Annotated in this window: 15 protein-coding genes; 3 read left to right on the top strand and 12 right to left on the bottom strand. The window is 72.3% G+C overall.

Going from position 1 to position 18,284, the window contains the following annotated elements:
* Positions 1 to 33: 33 nt before the first annotated feature.
* From QWU11_RS23260 to QWU11_RS23245, 4 genes are all read right to left on the bottom strand, one after another.
* Positions 34 to 1,587, bottom strand: coding sequence for a DUF5719 family protein (locus QWU11_RS23260; RefSeq protein ID WP_290116431.1), 1,554 nt, complete (start codon positions 1,585 to 1,587; stop codon positions 34 to 36).
* On the bottom strand, positions 1,584 to 4,535 hold the full coding sequence (locus QWU11_RS23255) for a glycosyltransferase (protein ID WP_290116428.1): 2,952 nt from the start codon (positions 4,533 to 4,535) through the stop codon (positions 1,584 to 1,586). Before QWU11_RS23255 ends, QWU11_RS23260 begins: the two co-directional genes overlap by 4 nt.
* 283 nt (positions 4,536 to 4,818) lie before the next feature.
* Positions 4,819 to 5,082, bottom strand: coding sequence for a WhiB family transcriptional regulator (locus tag QWU11_RS23250; protein WP_141956963.1), 264 nt, complete (start codon positions 5,080 to 5,082; stop codon positions 4,819 to 4,821).
* Between the two features lie 266 nt (positions 5,083 to 5,348).
* A complete protein-coding gene (locus tag QWU11_RS23245; protein ID WP_290116425.1) occupies positions 5,349 to 6,236 on the bottom strand; it encodes a hypothetical protein in 888 nt (295 codons plus the stop codon).
* 95 nt (positions 6,237 to 6,331) lie between these two features.
* Here QWU11_RS23245 and cofD point away from each other — a divergent pair, with 95 nt between their 5' ends.
* Both cofD and QWU11_RS23235 read left to right on the top strand, forming a co-directional pair.
* Positions 6,332 to 7,276 (top strand): 2-phospho-L-lactate transferase, encoded by a 945-nt coding sequence (gene cofD / locus QWU11_RS23240; protein ID WP_290116424.1) that lies wholly within the window; start codon positions 6,332 to 6,334, stop codon positions 7,274 to 7,276.
* Positions 7,273 to 8,544: a coenzyme F420-0:L-glutamate ligase gene (locus QWU11_RS23235; RefSeq protein ID WP_290116423.1), complete on the top strand. Its 1,272-nt coding sequence runs from the start codon at positions 7,273 to 7,275 to the stop codon at positions 8,542 to 8,544. Before cofD ends, QWU11_RS23235 begins: the two co-directional genes overlap by 4 nt.
* A 133-nt stretch (positions 8,545 to 8,677) precedes the next feature.
* Here QWU11_RS23235 and QWU11_RS23230 read toward each other — a convergent pair whose 3' ends face one another.
* The 6 genes from QWU11_RS23230 to QWU11_RS23205 form a co-directional block, all read right to left on the bottom strand.
* Entirely contained in the window at positions 8,678 to 9,223 is a 546-nt protein-coding gene (locus tag QWU11_RS23230) for a hypothetical protein (protein ID WP_290116422.1), read from the bottom strand.
* The gene (locus QWU11_RS23225; protein ID WP_290116421.1) at positions 9,220 to 11,772 is read right to left on the bottom strand and encodes a bifunctional FO biosynthesis protein CofGH; all 2,553 of its coding nucleotides are present in this window, start codon (positions 11,770 to 11,772) and stop codon (positions 9,220 to 9,222) included. Before QWU11_RS23225 ends, QWU11_RS23230 begins: the two co-directional genes overlap by 4 nt.
* Before the next feature lie 266 nt (positions 11,773 to 12,038).
* Entirely contained in the window at positions 12,039 to 12,926 is an 888-nt protein-coding gene (locus QWU11_RS23220) for a DNA-3-methyladenine glycosylase 2 family protein (RefSeq protein WP_354670886.1), read from the bottom strand.
* Between the two features lie 13 nt (positions 12,927 to 12,939).
* Entirely contained in the window at positions 12,940 to 13,992 is a 1,053-nt protein-coding gene (locus tag QWU11_RS23215; protein ID WP_290116643.1) for an NDP-sugar synthase, read from the bottom strand.
* A gap of 51 nt (positions 13,993 to 14,043) precedes the next feature.
* Positions 14,044 to 15,168 (bottom strand): glycosyltransferase family 1 protein, encoded by a 1,125-nt coding sequence (locus QWU11_RS23210; RefSeq protein ID WP_290116420.1) that lies wholly within the window; start codon positions 15,166 to 15,168, stop codon positions 14,044 to 14,046.
* A gap of 132 nt (positions 15,169 to 15,300) precedes the next feature.
* Positions 15,301 to 16,020, bottom strand: coding sequence for a class I SAM-dependent methyltransferase (locus QWU11_RS23205; protein ID WP_290116419.1), 720 nt, complete (start codon positions 16,018 to 16,020; stop codon positions 15,301 to 15,303).
* 123 nt (positions 16,021 to 16,143) lie between these two features.
* Between QWU11_RS23205 and QWU11_RS23200 the strand changes: the two genes are divergently transcribed.
* Entirely contained in the window at positions 16,144 to 17,088 is a 945-nt protein-coding gene (locus QWU11_RS23200; RefSeq protein WP_290116418.1) for a lysylphosphatidylglycerol synthase transmembrane domain-containing protein, read from the top strand.
* A gap of 3 nt (positions 17,089 to 17,091) precedes the next feature.
* Here QWU11_RS23200 and QWU11_RS47395 read toward each other — a convergent pair whose 3' ends face one another.
* Together QWU11_RS47395 and QWU11_RS23195 are read right to left on the bottom strand one after the other, a co-directional pair.
* Complete coding sequence (locus QWU11_RS47395; protein WP_354670885.1) at positions 17,092 to 17,190, bottom strand: DUF397 domain-containing protein; 99 nt, start codon at positions 17,188 to 17,190, stop codon at positions 17,092 to 17,094.
* A gap of 15 nt (positions 17,191 to 17,205) precedes the next feature.
* Positions 17,206 to 18,051, bottom strand: a complete 846-nt coding sequence (locus QWU11_RS23195; protein WP_290116417.1) for a helix-turn-helix transcriptional regulator — start codon at positions 18,049 to 18,051, stop codon at positions 17,206 to 17,208.
* Positions 18,052 to 18,284 lie beyond the last annotated feature (233 nt).

The following is an 18,284-nucleotide window of genomic DNA, read 5'->3' as shown; positions in this document are numbered from 1 at the left end:
GAATTCAGATCCATTGCGGCTCTATGCCGACGGTTACGGAAGCGGCATATCCCGTACGACGGGCAGCAGCGCGGTCATCCGCGCCGGCGTGACCGGCAGGAGCGTGACGCCCTGCTTCTTGATCCGCAGCACCCGCGCGGCGTACACCGGGCCGGAGCCCCGGCCGGGCACGATGGTCAGGCCGTAGCCGTCGCCGCCGGCCGGCGGCGGCATCTTCACCTCGATGGTGCGGCCCGCGGGCACACGGACGTCCTGCGGCGTGCCGGCAGGGCCCTGGCCCATGAGCTGCGTGAGCCGGACGCCGGCGGCGGCTCCGGGAGCGGTCAGCAGCAGCGTCGTCTTGTCCCGTACGTCGGCGACCAGGCCGCCCTGTCCCTCCGCCGTGAGCGGCGGGGTGGCGCCGGTCACCGCGAAGTCGTCGCCCTCCTCGATGACCAGCGCGGCCACGACCGGCTTGTCGGAGACGAGCCGCAGCCCCGCGTACTTGCCGCCGAGCCCGACGTCGAACGAGGTCACCGCGAGCGCGGGCGCCTGGAGGCTGCGCGTTCCGATGGGCGCGAACGCGCCGTCCTTCGCGATGCCCTGCACGCGCACCTGGGCCTCGTCCCGGCCGGGCACCGCGATGAGCAGCCGGCGTTTGCCGCTGCCCGAGGGGACGCCCGGCACGACGACGCTGGAGCCCGGCACCGTGGCCGGCAGCCAGTCGGCGCCCTTCTTCCGCTGGACGCGTACGGCCGCCGCGATCCGGCCGTTGTCGGCGTGGATGTGCAGGGCGATGAGCCTGGCGTCCGCGGCCGTCCGGCCGAAGCCCTCGACCTGCACGCCGACCTGCACGAGGCGGGTGGTGTGCGGGGCGACGAGCACGTCGTCCTCGCCCTCGGGAGTCTCGATCGAGCCCTCCGGGCTCAGCGCTGCGACGATGGCGGTCACCGGGCGGTCGTCGACGTTGGTGAGGTAGAGGCCGACGTCCTTGGCGTCGGCGGGCCCGGGGCCGGCGAACCACAGGTCGGCGGCGGGCTGGAGGCAGCGGGTGCCGGCCAGGCCCCCCTCGGACGTCGTCTGCTCCACGGTCAGCCCGGGCGCGAGCGAGCCGTACGCGCCGAACGCCCACGGCCCGGCGTCCTTGCCCTTGACGTCGGTGGACCAGGCGGTGCCCGGCGAGGTCAGCACGACCGGACGGCCCGTGACCGAGGCCTGCCCGACGCCGTGCGCGCCGGGCGGCGTGACCGCGCTCACCCGCGCGCCGTGCGTGTCGGGGCAGGCGGCGTCCGCCGAGGTGACCGGGACGGTGGTGCCGCGGCGCGGCGCCGAGGCCGCCGGGCGGGCGAACGTCGCGACGCCGTACAGGGCCACGAGGGCCAGCACGACCAGGCCCGCGAGGGCGAACCGGTTGCCGGGCAGACGGTTCATCCACCGCGGCCGGGTCTCGGCCGAGGACAGCCGCCCGGCGAACGCGAACACCGCGCGCACCGCCCCGCGTACGAGCCGGTAGATCGAACGCGCGACGGCGCGGCCCAGGCGGTAGACGGCACGGGCCACCGGCCGCAGAACGCGGCGCGCGGAGGCCGCCGTCGATCCGAGGTTCACGACTCCGCCCCCGTCAGTGCCGGGAGCTGCTCGGTGCGCACGTGCCCGCCGCGTTTTCTGCGGTGGCGGCGCGGGCGGTCGATCCACTGCGCGGACGGCAGCGACAGGAGGATGACCACGACCAGCGCCAGGCCCTGCGCGGACACCCACAGGTGCCGCAGCGTCATGCCGCGGTGCAGCGTGAAGGAGCCACCGGACGACGGGACGTCGAACGCCTGGGCCCAGCCGTCGAACGTCCACCCTCGCGCCGCGTGGCCGTCGAACGTGCCGTGCCAGCCGTGCCCGGACGGCTCGGCCAGCAGGAGGATGCGCCCGTCGGCGCCCGGCGGGACGCGGACCTTCGCGTCCGTACGGCCGGCCGGCAGCGGCGTCACCGTACGGCCGTCGACGAGCATCAGCCGCCCGGTCTGCGCGGCCGGCTGCCACAGGCCGAAGCGCGACGTGCGGCCCAGCCTCGTCAGGTCGGGCACGGCGTCGAGGGAGGCGGCGATCGGGTCGTGGCCGGGGTCGGGCACCAGGATGTACCCGACGCCGAAGTGGGTCAGCTCCGTCGCGTCGCCGGTGCCGGCGGTGAGGCCGGCCACGGCCTCGCGCAGCCGGCGACGGGCCGCGTCCGAGGACGGCACGGCCTCCTCGCCCGGTAGCGGCCGGCGGTCGCGGAACACCGTCGCCGTCACGGCGCCACCCGGGTGTCCGGCGAGCACGAGCATGCGGGGCCGGGTCACCTGCGACTCGACGACCAGCGGCAACGCGTCGGGACTCGTGCGGACGAGCGGCCCGTGGGTCCCTCGCATGATCCAGGTGCCGGCGGCGAGCAGGGGCGTGGAGACCGCGACCACCAGCACCAGGGCCGCGGCGGCGCGCGGCGCGAGACCGGGCGCCCACAGCTTCGCGAGCGCCGTGTGCAGCACGCCGGAGGCGGCGAGGACGAGACCGGCGGCGGCGAACGTCAGCGCCACGCCGGGCCAGGCCGGGCGGGCCAGGACGAGGATCGCGGCGAGCAGCCCGATGAGCGCGAGCAGCCAGCCGGTCAGCACCGCCGAACGCTGCCGGGGCAGCAGCAGTGCCGCCAGGCCGGTCGCGGCGAGCCCGGCGGTGACCCAGAAGACGGGCGTGCCCGGGCCGCCCGGGCTGAGCATGACCAGCCCGCTCGGGACCGGCCGCGCGACGGCCGCCGTCAGCCCCGCCTCGCGCAGGAACTCCGACGGGTGCGCCAGCAGGTGGAGCGTCCAGGGCAGCAGCAGGAGCGGCGGCACGCCCAGCGCGACGGCCAGGCGGCGGCCGGCGTGCGCCCGCCGGCCGCCGAGGGCGTACCGCGCGGGCAGGCCGACGAGCACGGCCAGCGGCCAGGTCAGCGGCGCGAACGCCATGGCGACGGTGAGCAGCGCGGCCACCGCCCAGGCGGCGTGGCGCGACGCGGGCGCGAGCATGGCACCCGCGAACACCCCGATCAGGGGCAGCAGGACGATCACCACGACGGTGCCGAGGCGGCCGGTCGTGACGGCTCCGGAGACGACGGGCAGCAGCGCGTACGTGACGCCGGCCCAGACCGCGACGGGCACGCCGACGCGGCGGAGCCGGCGCACCGCGGTGTAGGCGGTCAGCCCGGCGAGCGGCACGGCCGCGAGCAGCAGCACCAGGACGGCGAGCCACGGCTTGCCCAGCAGGACGGTGGCCAGCACGGCGAGCATCCCGGCGTACGGCGGGGCGCCGGCGGCCGAGCCGAGCCCGACCGGGTGCCAGCCGGTGATGTATTCGGCCCACAGGTCGCTCGCGCCGCCCCACGCGGGCACCAGCGCGCCGCCGCCGAGGTAGCCGCGGGTGGAGAGCAGGCCGCGCTCGGCCACGAGCGCGACCAGGGCCAGCACGATGGTCATCAGCACGCCGGGACGCCGCGCCCAGCGGCGGACCATCCCGCTCTCGGTCTTCGGCAGGGGAAGCCGGTGGCCGACGAACAGGTCCGGCAGCCGCCGCAGGGTCGGCCAGCGCGGCTGGAACCGGCTGACGCCGCTGGCGGTCAGCCCCGGGCGCCGGGCACGGCGCAGCCGGGGCGCGCGGAACAGTGCGCTGCGCAGTGCCGCCATCTCGGCCCCGGCGGCGCCGGGCCGTTTGGCGCCGGCGAAGAAGACCGCGCGCAGCAGAGAGACGAGGATGTTGAACGGCAGTGAGAGCGCGAGCCCGGACAGCGGCAGGTTCGCGAACAGCACGAGCAGCGCGCTGCGCCGGTCGTCGGCGGCGAACCCGGCGTCGCGCTCGCCCCGCGCCGCCGCCTCGGCGTGGAACATCACGGCGTCGGGCGCGACCAGCACGCGGTGCCCGGCGGCGTAGGCGCGCCAGCCGAAGTCGACGTCGTCGCGGAAGAGGCCGAAGGCCGGGTCGAGGCCGCCGAGCTCGTCCCACACGTCGCGGCGGACCAGCATGCCGGCGCTGCTGACCGCCATGACCTCGCGGATCGTGTCGTGCTGGCCCTGGTCGAACTCCAGAGGGTCGAGTCCGGTCTCGCGGCGGCCCACACGGTCGATGGCGACGCCCGCCTCCAGCAGCACGCGCCGGTCGTTCCAGTCGCGCAGCTTGGGGCCGAGGATCGCCGCGGGCGGGTGCGCGTCGGCGGTGCGCAGCAGCTGTTCGAGCGTGTCGGGCGCCGGGGTGGAGTCGTCGTGGAGCAGCCAGATCCACTCGACGCGGTCCTGGCCGATCGCACCCTCGGGGCCGGGGACGGCCAGCGTGGAGGCGGGGTGGGACACCGTCTCCCTCACCGCGTCGGCGTAACGCGTGCCGTGCGGCAGGTTGAGCAGGTTGCCCTCACCGACGACCTCGGTGAGCATGGCGGGGCCGGCGTCGGTGCTGCCGGTGTCTGCCGCGACGAGGCGGTCGACCGGATGGCTCTGGGTGAGCAACGCCTTGAGCGTCTCGGGCAGCCAGCGCGCACCATCGTGCGTGACGAGCACGGCTGTGACGATGTGGCGGTCGAGTTGGGGCGCCAATATTTTCATCCGAATGTTCGGCCGGCCCGGGCTCAGCTGCCCGGCGCGGCTGACCAGAATACGCGAAGCCGCCCGTCGCGTACGCCTTACCACAGAGCCGACGACAAGCCACATCCGTCGCAACCGGCCCGTGACCTCGACGTGAGGGTGGCCCTTACCTTGCCAGGGCCAGGTAAGGGCCACCCTCACAGCGTCCGGGCGCCACGCCGTGAGGCGCGGTCCCGGTGAGTCTCACCTATCCGCGGCGTCAGCCCGCGGCACGCTTGAGCTTGCGGCGCTCGCGCTCGGACAGACCACCCCAAATACCGAAACGTTCGTCATGGCCGAGTGCATACTCCAGACACTCCGCACGTACATCGCAAGCGCGGCACACCTTCTTGGCCTCGCGAGTGGAGCCACCCTTCTCCGGAAAGAACGCTTCCGGATCCGTCTGCGCGCACAGCGCGCGTTCCTGCCAGCCCAACTCTTCGCCGTCTGTGCCGTGCGCCAGCGGGATGAGCACCTCGCCCATAGCGCACCTCCTAGCTCCGTGGAGCCCCCCTGGGTCGCGCCTCCCCTGTCACTTGTCCCCCGGGAAGGCGCAGAACTACACCCATGAAATTACACGCGTGTGGGACCACAGACGTCAAGCGGAATCGGACGGCAATGGTCTGGCGAAGCTAAAGAAACCAGACTGACCTGCGAAGACGCGATTACGAACCCCGCACGACGAGGGGAGGACTTTCTCTGAGGCCGGTCGGTATGAGTCCGTCGTGGGGGTGTTTCTCCGATCGGTGGCTACTCCGGAGGCTTGTACGGATCGCCGGGAGAAGACTGCTCAGATGAGGACGTCTCGGGCTTGTCGTCCTCGACCTTCTCGCCCTTGCCGCCGTACGCACGGGTCCACTCGCCTTCGAGCTCGTCGCTCTCCGACTGCTGCTGCTGAGCCGGGGCCGGAGCGGGCGGCTGAGGTGGCGGCGGCGGGGGCGCGGACGGCCCCTGCGGAGGCTGCGGAGGCGGGGGCTGGTGCGCTCCCGGCTGCGGAGGCTGGCCGTAGCCGGGGGGCGGACCGTACGGCGCGCGCACGTAACCCTGCGGCGGGTACTGCTGCGGAGGCGGCGGCTGGCCGTACATCTGCTGCTGTTGCTGGGGCGGTGGCCCGTACGCGGGCTGGCCGTACGGCGGCTGCCCGTAGCCCTGCGGCGGGAAGGGCATGCCCGGCTGCGCCGCGAAGGACTGGTAGGTCAGGAAGGCGTAGTAGCCGCCGACGGCGAGCACCGCGAGCTTGGCGAGGCCGTAGGCGAACATCGTCAGCTTGGTGCTGGCCGGGCTGTCGAGCACGATGCCCGACGAGGAGCCGCCCGATCCCAGGCCGGCGAGCATGCAGATGACGTCGAGCAGTGCGGCCACGCCGAGGATGATCAAGCCGGTGAGCGCGATGTTGCGCGCTCCGGGCGTCGGACCGCCGCCGAGCCTGGTCACGAGCAGGATGGCCACGACGACCAGGCCCGCCAGGGTCACGCCGGTGAAATACTGGTCCGCGTTGACGTACGCGAGAGCGACGAGCGTGAACGGTCTGCCCCCGGTGGAGATCAGGCCGATCAGTCCCGCGATGATCTGAAGTGCGACCGAGCCGAGCAGAACCCACGCGCCGGGTTCCCGTAGCCGCTGAGCGTCTTTGTTCACGAACCAGCTCCAGTGAGTAATCGCTTTGTGTCAGCTTCGCACAAGCATGTGGCCCGTCGCATTTGCTCCACGCCGGTGGTGTCAGACTTGTCCGCATGCGCATCGTGGCACTCGCGGGCGGGATCGGCGGAGCCCGTTTCCTGCGCGGACTCCAGCACGCCGCCCCCGAGTCGGACATCACCGTCATCGGCAATACAGGTGATGACATTTCACTGTTCGGACTTCGCATCTGTCCCGACCTGGACACCGTGATGTACACCCTCGGCGGGGGCATCAACGAGGACCAGGGCTGGGGCCGGGCGGAGGAGACCTTCACCGTGCGCGAGGAGCTCGCGGCGTACGAGGTCGGGCCGTCCTGGTTCACCCTCGGCGACCGCGACTTCGCCACGCACATCGTCCGTACGCAGATGCTCGACGCCGGTTACCCGCTCTCGGCGGTCACCGAGGCATTGTGCGACCGCTGGCGGCCCGGCGTACGGCTCCTGCCGATGACCGACGACCGCGTGGAGACGCACGTCGTCATCAAGGACGCCGAGGGGAAGCGCGCGATCCACTTCCAGGAGTGGTGGGTGCGCCTGCACGCCGAGACGCCGGCCCAGAGCATCGCGGCGGTCGGCGCGGACGACTCCAAGCCCGCGCCCGGCGTGATCGAGGCGATCGAGGCCGCCGACCTCGTGCTCCTGCCGCCGTCCAACCCGGTGGTCAGCGTCGGCACCATCCTGTCCGTGCCCGGCATCCGCGCCGCCGTCGCCGCCAAGACCGTCGTCGGGGTGTCCCCGATCATCGGCGGGGCCCCGGTGCGCGGCATGGCCGACGCGTGCCTGACCGCGATCGGCGTCGAGACCTCGGCCGGCGCCGTGGCCGGGCACTACGGCTCCGACCTGCTCGACGGCTGGCTGGTCGACACCGCCGACGCCGCGCTGGAGGGCGACCTCGGCGGCATCGCCGTACGCTCCCGGCCGCTGCTGATGACCGACGTCGAGGCCACGGCGGAGATCGCCCGCGCGGCGATCTCCCTCGCCGAGGAGCTGCGGGCGTGAGCGCCTTCGAGGTCTTCGGCGTCCCCGGCCTGCCGGAGGTCCGCGAGGGCGACGACATCGCCGCGCTCATCGCCGCGGCCGACCTGCGCGACGGCGACATCGTCGTCGTGACCTCCAAGATCGTGAGCAAGGCGGAGGGACGTACGCTCGTCGCCGACGACCGTGAGAAGGCGATCGACGCGGAGACCGTCCGCGTCGTGGCCCGGCGCGGCGACACCCGCATCGTCCAGACCCGGCAGGGCCTCGTCCTGGCCGCCGCCGGCGTGGACGCCTCCAACACCGAGCCGGGCACCGTACTGCTGCTGCCGGTGGACTCCGACGCCTCCGCCCGCCGGATCCGCGCCGGGCTGCTCTCGCAGGCCGGCGTACGCGTGGGCGTGATCGTCTCCGACACGCTGGGCCGCCCGTGGCGGCTGGGCCTGACCGACGCCGCGATCGGCGCCGCCGGCATGCGTCCCCTCGATGACCTGCGGGGCCGCACCGACTCGTACGGCAACCTGCTGGAGGCCACGATGACGTCGGTGGCCGACGAGGTCGCCTCCGCCGCCGAGCTGGTCAAGGGCAAGCTGTCCGGCGTTCCGGTGGCCGTCGTACGCGGCCTGGACCACCTGACCACGGCCGAGGACGGGCCGGGGGCGCGGGTGCTGGTGCGCTCCGCCGACGAGGACATGTTCCGGTACGGGTCCGCGGACGTCCTGCGGGCGCGGCGGACGATACGGGAGTTCTCCGACGAGCCGGTCGACCGCGCTCTTGTCCGCCGTGCGGTGTCGGCCGCGATCACCGCGCCCGCGCCGCACCACACGACGCCGTGGCGTTTCGTGCTGGTCGAGGAGGCGAAGGACCGCCTGCTGGACGCGATGCGCGACGCGTGGGAGGCCGACCTGCGTTCGGACGGCTTCTCCGAGGAGTCGATCACCCGGCGGCTGCGCCGGGGCGAGGTGCTGCGCCGCGCGCCGTACCTCGTCGTGCCGTGCCTGGTGACGGACGGCTCCCACGACTATCCCGACGAGCGCCGCTCACGCGCGGAGCGGGAGATGTTCCTGGTGGCGATGGGCGCCGGGGTGGAGAACCTCCTGGTCGCGCTCGCCGTGGAGGGCCTGGGCTCCTGCTGGGTGTCGAGCACGATGTTCTGCGCGGACGTCGTACGCGAGGCGCTCGACCTGCCGCCGAACTGGGACCCGATGGGCGCGGTCGGCATCGGCCACGCCGCCGCTCCCCCGCGCGACCGCCCGCCCCGCGACCCGGACGACTTCATCGAGCTCCGCTGACGCGCAGGACGCTCTTGCCCCGGCTACCGCCGCTCGACGACCTCGTCGACGTCGGCGGGGCCGTACTCCGCGGTGACGTCCACACGGGCGCGCCCCTCCTCGATGACCCTCAGCGCTCGGCGAGGCGCGGGCATCAGCGCACCACGTCCCGGCGGCCGGTGACGGTCGCGAGCCAGTGGCGGGTCTCGGTGGCCGTGCGCAGGTGGATCACGTTCACGTCCGGGAAGCGGGCTGCGCGTTCGGCGGTTTCCCGGCTGCGGACGTGGGCCTGGGACCAGGCCCAGCGGATCGGGTGGTACGGCTGTACGAAGTCCCGCCAGCTCTCCCGGTTGCCGTTCCACAGCTCCCGGCGCGTCGTCGCGCGGGCCACCGACCGGCGTACCACCCGCTGCATGATCGTGCGGCGGGGCAGGTCCAGCCACACGACCGTCTCCGCCCGCTCCCACAGCAGGTCGCCCAGCACCCCGTGGTACTGGTCCTCCGTCACCCAGCGGTCCCCTGTGACGAAGCGGCGCACGTCCGCCTCGAACTCCGGGCGCGGCGTCCACCCCGGCCCGTGGTGCAGGGCGTCCATCTCCCAGCACGGAAGCTCCCAGCACACTGAGAGCCTCCGTGCCAGTGTCGTCTTGCCGGCGCCGGAGATTCCGGCGACCAGCACGCGGCCGGGGCGGCGGGTCACGACACGATGGGCAGGAAGTGACCCACTCCATCCGTGGCGCGGGCGGCGGCGACGCGTTCGGCGGGGACCTCGCCGTACATCGTCGTACGCTGACGCGACGGGCGGCCGGCGCGGGTGGCGATGTCCTCCAGCGCCGACATGGTCTTGAACGAGCCGTTCTCCGAGCCCGCCATCCGGCTGATCGTCTCCTCCATCAGCGTGCCGCCCAGGTCGTTGACGCCGCCCTGGAGCACCTGCGTGCAGAGTTCGTCGTCCAGTTTGACCCACGAGCACTGGATGTTGGGGATCGCGCCGTGCAGCAGGATCCGGGCGAGGGCGTGCACCGCGCGGTTCTCCCGCTTGGTCGGTCCCGTACGGGCCAGCCCGGCGAGGTAGATCGGCGCGTTGTGGTGCACGAACGGCAGCAGCACGAACTCGCTGAAGCCTCCCGTACGCTCCTGGATCGAACGCAGCAGCTTCAGGTGCGCCACCCAGTGCGCGGGCGTGTCCACGTGCCCGTACATCATCGTCGACGTCGTCGGGATGCCGACCTCGTGCGCGGTCGTCACCACCTCGACCCACTCCGAGGCCGGCAGCTTGCCCTTGGTCAGCACCCAGCGGACGTCGTCGTCGAGGATCTCGGCGGCCGTGCCCGGCAGCGAGTCGACGCCCGCGGCCTTCGCCTCGATCAGCCAGTCGCGGATCGAGCTGTTCGTACGCGAGGCGCCGTTGACGACCTCCATCGGGCTGAACGCGTGCATGTGGATGTCGGGTGCGCGCTTCTTCACCTCGCGCGCCAGGTCGAAGTAGGCCGTGCCGGGCAGGTCGGGGTGGATGCCGCCCTGCATGCAGACCTCGGTCGCCCCGGCCGCCCACGCCTGGTCGACCCGGTCGCCGACCTGGGACAGCGAGAGCGTGTACGCGTCGGCGTCGGTACGCCGCTGGGCGAACGCGCAGAACCGGCAGCCCGTGTAACAGACGTTCGTGAAGTTGATGTTGCGCGTGACGACGTAGGTCACGTCGTCCCCGACGGCGTCCCGGCGCAGGTCGTCGGCCAGCCCGGCCAGCGCCTCCAGCTCCGGGCCCTCGGCCTGCAGCAGCGCCAGGGCCTCCTCGTCCGACAGCCCGCCCGGGTCGCGCTCGGCGCTGCGCAGCGCCGCCGCCACGTCCGCGTCGAACCGCTCGGCCGACCGGATCCGGGCGCCCACCTCGGCCCAGTCGCCGTACACCTCGTCGAAGTCCTCACGCCGATCGGAGGTACGCCCGGTGGAGTCGATCGAGACGTGCAGGTCCGTACGGCCCTGGTCGGCCCAGCCGCCGTCCGGCTCCTGCCAGGGCAGGCCCTCGGGACGCGCGTCCTCGCGAGCGAGGCCGTCCGGGCCGGCCAGCGCCGCCACGTGCGCACCGAGCCGCGGGTCCAGCCAGGGGTCGCCGCGCCGGACGTACTCCGGGTAGATCGTCAGGCGTTCGCGCAGGGTGAAGCCGCTGTCGGCGGTACGCTCGGCGAGCTCGTCGATCTGCGGCCACGGGCGTTCGGGGTTGACGTGGTCCGGGGTGAGCGGGGAGACGCCGCCCCAGTCGTCGATCCCCGCCCGCAGCATCAGCGCGTACTCGGAGTCGACGAGGTTCGGCGGCGCCTGGATGCGTGCTTTCGGGCCGAGCACGAGGCGGGTGACGGCGATGGTCGCGGCGAGTTCGTGCAGGTCGGCGTCTGGCATCGACCGCATCTTGGTGTCCGGCTTGGCGCGGAAGTTCTGGACGATGACCTCCTGGATCCCGCCGTACTCCCGCGCGACCTTGCGGATCGCGAAGATCGACTCGGCGCGGTCGCGTACGGTCTCGCCGATGCCGATCAGGATGCCGCTGGTGAACGGCACGTTGGAGCGGCCGGCGTCCTCCAGCACGCGCAGCCGTACGGCCGGGTCCTTGTCGGGCGAGCCGAAGTGCGCCTCGCCCTTCTGCTCGAAGAGCCGCCGGGAGGTCGTCTCCAGCATCATCCCCATCGAGGGGGCCACCGGCTTGAGCCGCTGGAAGTCCTGCCAGGTCATGACGCCGGGGTTGAGGTGCGGCAGCAGCCCGGTCTCCTCCAGCACCCGGATCGCCATCGCGCGTACGTAGGACAGGGTGTCGTCGTAGCCGTGGGCGTGGAGCCACTCGCCGGCCTGCTTCCAGCGGTCCTCGGGCCGGTCGCCGAGGGTGAACAGCGCCTCCTTGCAGCCCAGCGCGGCGCCCTGCCGGGCGATCTCCAGGACCTCGTCCGGGCTGAGGTAGGGCGCGTCGAGACGGCCGGGGACGGTGGCGAACGTGCAGTAGCCGCAGCGGTCCCGGCACAGGCGGGTCAGCGGGATGAACACCTTGCGGCTGTAGGTGATGACGCCGGGTCGCCCGGCTTCTTCCAGGCCCGCGTCGCGGATGCGGGCCGCGTGTTGAAGGAGCGTCTCGAGCTGGTCGCCACGGGCGCCCAGCAGGATCTCGGTCTCGGTGACGTCGAGCGGTTTGCCGTCTCGGGCACGAGCGAGGGCTCGCCGGACGGCGGCCGACGGGGGCGGTGGGGCGTCGAGGTCACTCATGTCCGCAACATACGCCGGGGCCGCTCAACCTATTCCCGTCGCCCCTTACTCCGGGCGATCGTTCAGCGATGCTTACCTGTCAGGTCCAGAAAGACTCGCTGGACCTGAACGTTCGCGCGATCCACACTTAAGGAGCCAAGAAGGATTCACTCCTTACCTCTGGAGGCCGCAATGATCTGGATCGTGCTGACGATGATCGTGGCCCTCGCGGTGCTCGGCCCGCTCTTCGGCTCCGACACCCGCGACGGGCACACGGACCAGCCGCGTCAGAACCCCCGGTAGTCGCGCACGGACATCCGCGGGCCGCGCCGGGGCGGCCCCCCGCCCGTCAGCTCCAGCATGCGGGTGACGCGGTAGCGATGCCCGGCGTACGGCTTGAGGAGTTCGAGCATTCCGGCGTCGTCGACCTTGCGCCCGGTCAGGGCCCAGCCGACGATGCCGGGAATGTGGTAGTCACCGACCGACACCGCGTCGGCGTCGCCGTGGGCGCGCTGGCGCACCTCGGCCGACGTCCAGACCCCGATGCCCGGCAGTGACCGCAGCCGGCGGTCCGCCTCGGCGGTGTCCGGCACCTCCAGGCGGCTCGCCACCCGCGCCGCGCGGATGATCGTACGGGCCCGTACGGCCTCGATCCCGGACTTGTGCCAGTCCCAGGACGGGATCGAGACCCACACCGCGGGCGGCGGCGGGACGTGCAGCGGCTGGGGTCCGGGCGCGACCTCGCCGTAGTTGCGCACGAGATAGCGCCAGGCCCGGAAGGCCTCCTTGCCGACGACCTTCTGCTCCAGCACGGCCGGTACGAGGGCCTCGAAGACGTTGCCCGTACGGCCGACGCGGAAGTGCCCGAACCGCAGCGCGGCCGTACGCAGGACCTCGTGCGCCGGGGCGAACGAGGTCGGGTCGTCGGCCGCGCCGAGCAGCTCGGGCAGGCCCTCCAGCAGCCAGGACGCCCCAGGCCCCCACGCCTGGCCCTCGATCGCGTCGCCGCGGCGCAGCACCCGCAGGGTGCCGGGCCCGTCGGGCGTCGACGAGGCGCGCCACACCGAGCCGTCGGTGGTCACGGCGTACGCCGGATCGCCCCGGCCGCGCCGGTGCGGCCCGAGCGTCAGGCCGAGGTCCACCGGCCACGACGGCCGCCACTCACGCGTGAGCACGCTTTCCAGGGTGTCAGACGTCCGAGGAAAAACGGACGGCGGTCGGCGGGAGCTGGGTGCCGGGCCACAGGCGCAGCCCGCCGCGGAGCTCGTTCCCGGCGCCGACCATCGCGCCGTCGCCGATCACGGTCTCGTCGAGGACGGCCCCGGCGCAGATGCGCGCACCGCGCCCGATCACCGAGCGGGAGACCCGCGCGCCCTGCTCGACGACCGCGCCGTCGAACAGCACGCTGGACTCGACGGTCGCGCCCGACTCGACCACGGCGCCCGCACCGACGGCCGTACCCCCGGACACCGCGGCCTCCGGGGCGACCACCGAACCGTTGAGGAACAGCACGCCGCCGCCCGGCGTCACCGCGGGCGACACCATCCGGCCGAGCACCAGGTCACACGAGCCCTGGACGAACGTGCCGGGCGTGCCCACGTCCAGCCAGTACGCGCCCTCGACGTACCCCATGATCGTGGCACCGTCGGCGAGCAGGCCCGGGAACGTCTCGTACTCCACCGAGACGACCCGGCCCTCCGGAATGGCCTCGATCGCGGACCGCCGGAAGACGTAACAGCCGGCGTTCACCTGGTTGGTCGGCGGTTTCGGGGACTTTTCCACGAACTCGATGACCTTGCCCTCGGAGGTCGTCGGCACGGCGCCGTAGCGCCGCGCGTCGCTGACCAGGGTGAGGTGCATCGTCACCGCGGCGCCCGACTTCTCGTGCATGGCGATCTGCGCCACGAGGTCGTGACCGGACAGGATGTCGCCGTTGAGCACGACGACCGGGCTGTCGGCGTCGCAGGTCAGCTCGCGCGCGGCGTTGCGGATGGCGCCCGCGGTGCCGAGGGGTTCGTCCTCGGTGACGTAGACGAGCTCCAGGCCGAGCCGGGAACCGTCGCCGAACGCCTCGGTGAACATCGACGCGCGGTACGACGTCGCGAACACGATGCGCCGGATGCCGGCCGCACTGGCCTTTCTGAGCTGGTGTTCCAGCAGTGGCACGCCGGCGGTGGGAAGCAGTGGCTTGGGGGTGGAGATCGTCAGCGGCCTCAGCCGCGTGCCCTTACCTCCGACCAGCAGAATCGCTTCCAGCGTGACCCTCCCTCTCGAATGTCTGGACCGGTCACCCTACTGCTCGGTGGCGCGCTGGTAGGAAGCGAGATGCGCCTCGGCGGATGCCGTCCAGGTGAACTCCGCGGCCCGTGCCGCGGCGGCGTCGGCGAGCGTGCGGCGGCGCGCGACGTCGGCGATCAGCCCGCTGAGCGCGGTGCCGATGCTCTCGGGGTCGGGCTCGGTGTAGGCGACCGCGTCGCCGCCCACCTCGGGCAGCGACGAGCGGTGCGTCGTGAGGACCGTGGAGCCGCAGGACATCGCCTCCAGCACCGGCAGCCCGAAGCCCTCGCCGCGGCTCGGCAGCGCCACGACGAGCGCTCCGCCGAAGAACCCGGGCAACGATGACCAGCGGAGGTAGCCGGGGCGCAGCACGCGCAGCTGGTGCGGGACGGCGGCCAGCGCGGCGTCGACGTCGTCGTCCCAGCCGCCACCGCCCGCGAGCACGAGCGCGGGCACGTCGTTCATCCCGTCGACCGCGCGCACCCAGCCCCTGATCAGGTTGGGGACGTTCTTGCGGGGCTCCAGCGTGCCGAGAAAGGCGATGTAGGGGTGGCCGTGCAGACCCAGCCGGTCGGAGACGCGCCGCCGCTCGTCCTCGCCGGGCGGGTGGAAGATCGTGTGGTCGACCCCGTGGTAGGCGACGTCGATGCGGGTCGGGTCGGCGTTCAGCAGCCGTACCATCTCGTCGCGGGTCGCCTTGGAGGGCACGATCAGCCGGGCGGCGCGGCGTACGGAGGTGCGGGTCGCCGACTTGATGTAGGTCGCCTTGACCGGGTTGTGCACCTCGGGCTCGGCGAAGTAGGTCACGTCGTGGATCGTGACGACGACGGGCACGCCCGGCCGTAGCGGCGTGGAGTAATAAGGGGCGTGGATGACGTCCGCGCCGACGTGGTTCGCGATCAGCGGCAGCCCGGTCTGCTCCCACGCCAGCCGCGCCGACCGATGCGCGATCGCCGGCGGTCCGGCCACCACACGCGCCTTGGGCGCGAGCGTGGAATAACGCTCCTCGTCGGAGCGCTGACACGCGACGGCGAGATCGGCGTCCGCGCGGTGCAGCGCGGCGATCAGGCCGTCGACGTACCGCCCCAGCGCGCCGCGGTCAGCGGGCACTGCGGTCGCGTCGACCAGGACCCGAGGCACCACCTTGACAGTCGCCCCCTACGTTAGGTGCCGGAGTGGTGGGGATCACTCCCCGATCGGAAGCCTACGCCGATCAGTCCCGAACCGGGGGACGTCAAGTGGTTCTGGCGCGGGAGACCTTGGCACGCCCGGTCAGCTCGCCACCGCCTCTTTCTTACGCGCCCTGATCAACACGATGCTGCCTCTGTCGTTGGGGCTGCGGCGGTCCGCCAGCGCCACGAGCGGCGTGAGCGGCGCGGCGGCGTTGAACCCGACCCGGCCGCCGTACGCCGACAGCGACAGGTAGAGGCGCTCGGTGGCGCGACTGCGGAACTGGTAGGAGTAGTCCGCGAGCTCCATGTCACGGTCGCCGAGCAGCCCGGCCAGGCTCTCGTGCGTGTAGGTGTGCTGCACGTGGTACTTCTCGCAGTGCGCGCTACGGAGCTTGGGCCAGTCACGCGAGCGGCTGAGCACGTCGGCCGACATGAACAGCTCGCCGCCCGGCTTGAGGATGCGCGACATCTCGTCCAGCGCCTTGCCGCCGTCGTCGAAGTGCTCGATCGCGCACACCGACAACAACGCGTCGAAGGACGCGTCCTGGAACGGAAGCTTGAGCGCGTCACACTCGATCAGCGCCGGATTGTGCTTGAGGGTCTGGCCGTAGAGCATCTTGCCGCGGGCGAGGTCGATCGAGACGGCCTGCGCACCGCGCTTACGGGCCTGCCCGGCCCAGTAGCCGTCACCGCCCGCGACGTCGAGCACGCGCTTGCCGCGCAGATCGTCGCCCATCCAGCGGAGAAGCGTCCCGGCCTCACGGAAGCGGCACACGTGCACCTGATGGCCCACGAAGGCCTTAGCGTCGTTGAGTTTCATGGCGACCCCACTCTACGGGCGCGGGAGGACAGGTAGCGGCTGATCACCGAGTGTTCACCCGCCTGACCCGGCGCCTTACCGGTGACGGCGGTGTCGTGGCGTTCACCGACTACGCTGACGGGCGTGATCTCCCGGCTGCGCTCGAGTCGCCTGCCACGCGTGGCGCTGGTCGTCGTCGCGCTCGCCTTCTGCGTCTATGGCCTGGCCTCACGCTGGGGCGAGACCCGCCACGCGGTGACCGCGTTCTCCTGGCCGTACATCGGTGCCGCGCTGCTCTTCGGGGTCCTGGGCCTGGGCGCGTGGATGCAGGCCTGGCGCTCCCTGCTGGCCGGGATGGGCTCCCCGCTGCCGCTGCGCGCGGCCGTACGGATCTATTTCGTCTCCCAGCTCGGCAAGTACATCCCGGGCTCGGTGTGGGCGCTGGTGGCCCAGATGGAGCTGGCGAAGGAGCACCGCGTCCCGCGCGAGAGGGGCGCCAGTGCGGCGTTGCTGGCGATGGCCACGACGATCGCCACGGGCTGCGCGGTGGCCGCGGTCACGCTGCCTCTCACTTCCGCTGACGCGACCCACCGCTACTGGTGGCTACTGATCCTGGCGCCGATCTTCCTGGCGTCGCTGCATCCGCGCGTGGTGGCGTTCGCGCTGGACCGCGCGCTGCGGCTGGCCCGGCGCCAGCCACTGGCCCGTACGGCGGGCCTGGGCACGATGGTCGTGACGGTGGCCTGGACGGCGGCGGGCTGGCTGCTGTTCGGCGTGCACGCGTGGCTGCTGGTACGCGCGGCGGGCGGGTCGGGCTTCTTCCTGGCGACCGGGGCGTACGCGCTGGCGTTCACGGCGGGGTTCCTGGTCGTGATCGCGCCGGGCGGCGTCGGGGTACGGGAGGCGGCGCTGACGGTGGCGCTGGGGCCGGTGCTGGCCTCGGGCGCTCCCCTGGTCGTGGCGCTGGCGTCACGGGTCGTGATGACGGTCGCGGACCTGGCCTGGGCGGGCGCGGCGGTGCTGCTCGGCTCCCGCCACCCGGCCGTCGACGAGGCCGAACTGCTGGAAGAACAGACCGACGCCCGCTGACGCCTACGCGCTCCGCTCGACCACTACGACCTCGACACACGTGGCGTTTCCATCGCCGCTGCGAGAGCTTTTCCGCCATGGCAGGCATTCCAGGATCAGCATGAGGGCGGGCTTCTCCTAAATGAGTGCGGCGATGAACTCCGCCGATTCTTCCGGAGACAACGCCGCTGATTGCAGGATCTCGAAGTCAACTCTAAGCGTTCGTAGCGCGGCGGCGTTTTCCGCGTAGCCGTCACCGATCCGCGTCTCGACGTAGCCAACGCCCGGCGCGATGTCCTCGGGGAAGCTCAGGATGATGAACGCGCCGCCGAGCCCTGGATGCACGCCGGCCGAATAGGACAGCACCTGAACCACGACGTTGGGACGGCGACCGGCGGCGATCAACGCGCTGAGCTGCCCACGCATGACCTCTTCGCCGCCGATCCGGCGATGCAGCACGCTCTCGTCGATGATCACCGACAGCTCCGGCGCCGGCGGGTCGGTACGGCCCAGCAGGACCGTGCGGGTCATCCGGGCCATTACGCGCCGCTGCACACTCGCGTCGTCGGTGCGTAGCGACGCCTGGATGACCGCTCGGGCGTACGCCTCTGTCTGAAGGAGCCCAGGGACAAGTTGCGGGCTCCACTCGCAAATGCCGCTCGCATCGTCCTCTTGCGCCACATAACTTCCACGAAAGACGTCGCCGTAGTCGGTCCACCAGCCGCGCCGCCAGGCGTTCTTGGCCAACTCCATCAGCGCGGCGCGCGTCGCGCTGTCGACGCCGTACAGGTCGAGCAATGCGGTGATGCCAGTGAGAGTCGGCTTGGTCTTCGCGGTCTCGATCCGGATGACCTTGTACCGGCTCCAGCCCGCACCGAGCTGGGCGGCGGCCTGGTCAGCGGAGAGCCCTGCCTGCTCACGCAGGCGCCGTAATTCACTCGCGACCTTACGACCGCGCACGGTGGGGCTGTGCGGTTGAGGCATCCGATCAGTGTCCCGTCGTCACATGGGGTCAGCAAGCGATTCTGCTACGCAGTCGACATTCGTCATAAGCATTGCGATCTTGCACTGTGCAGTAGCAGCATGCATCTAACCAACTCCACATCGTCACCGAGAGGCTCGGATGTTCCCTGACCCCACAACGGTTCTCCGCACCTGTCCGGCCATCGCGGCAGGCGAGTCCACCCTCAAGCTGCCTGCGCATCCCGTTTCTGTCG

It is taken from the genome of Actinomadura sp. DC4 (assembly GCF_030406325.1).
Classification (GTDB): domain Bacteria; phylum Actinomycetota; class Actinomycetes; order Streptosporangiales; family Streptosporangiaceae; genus Actinoallomurus.
This window is presented reverse-complemented; position numbering and strand designations above follow the sequence as displayed.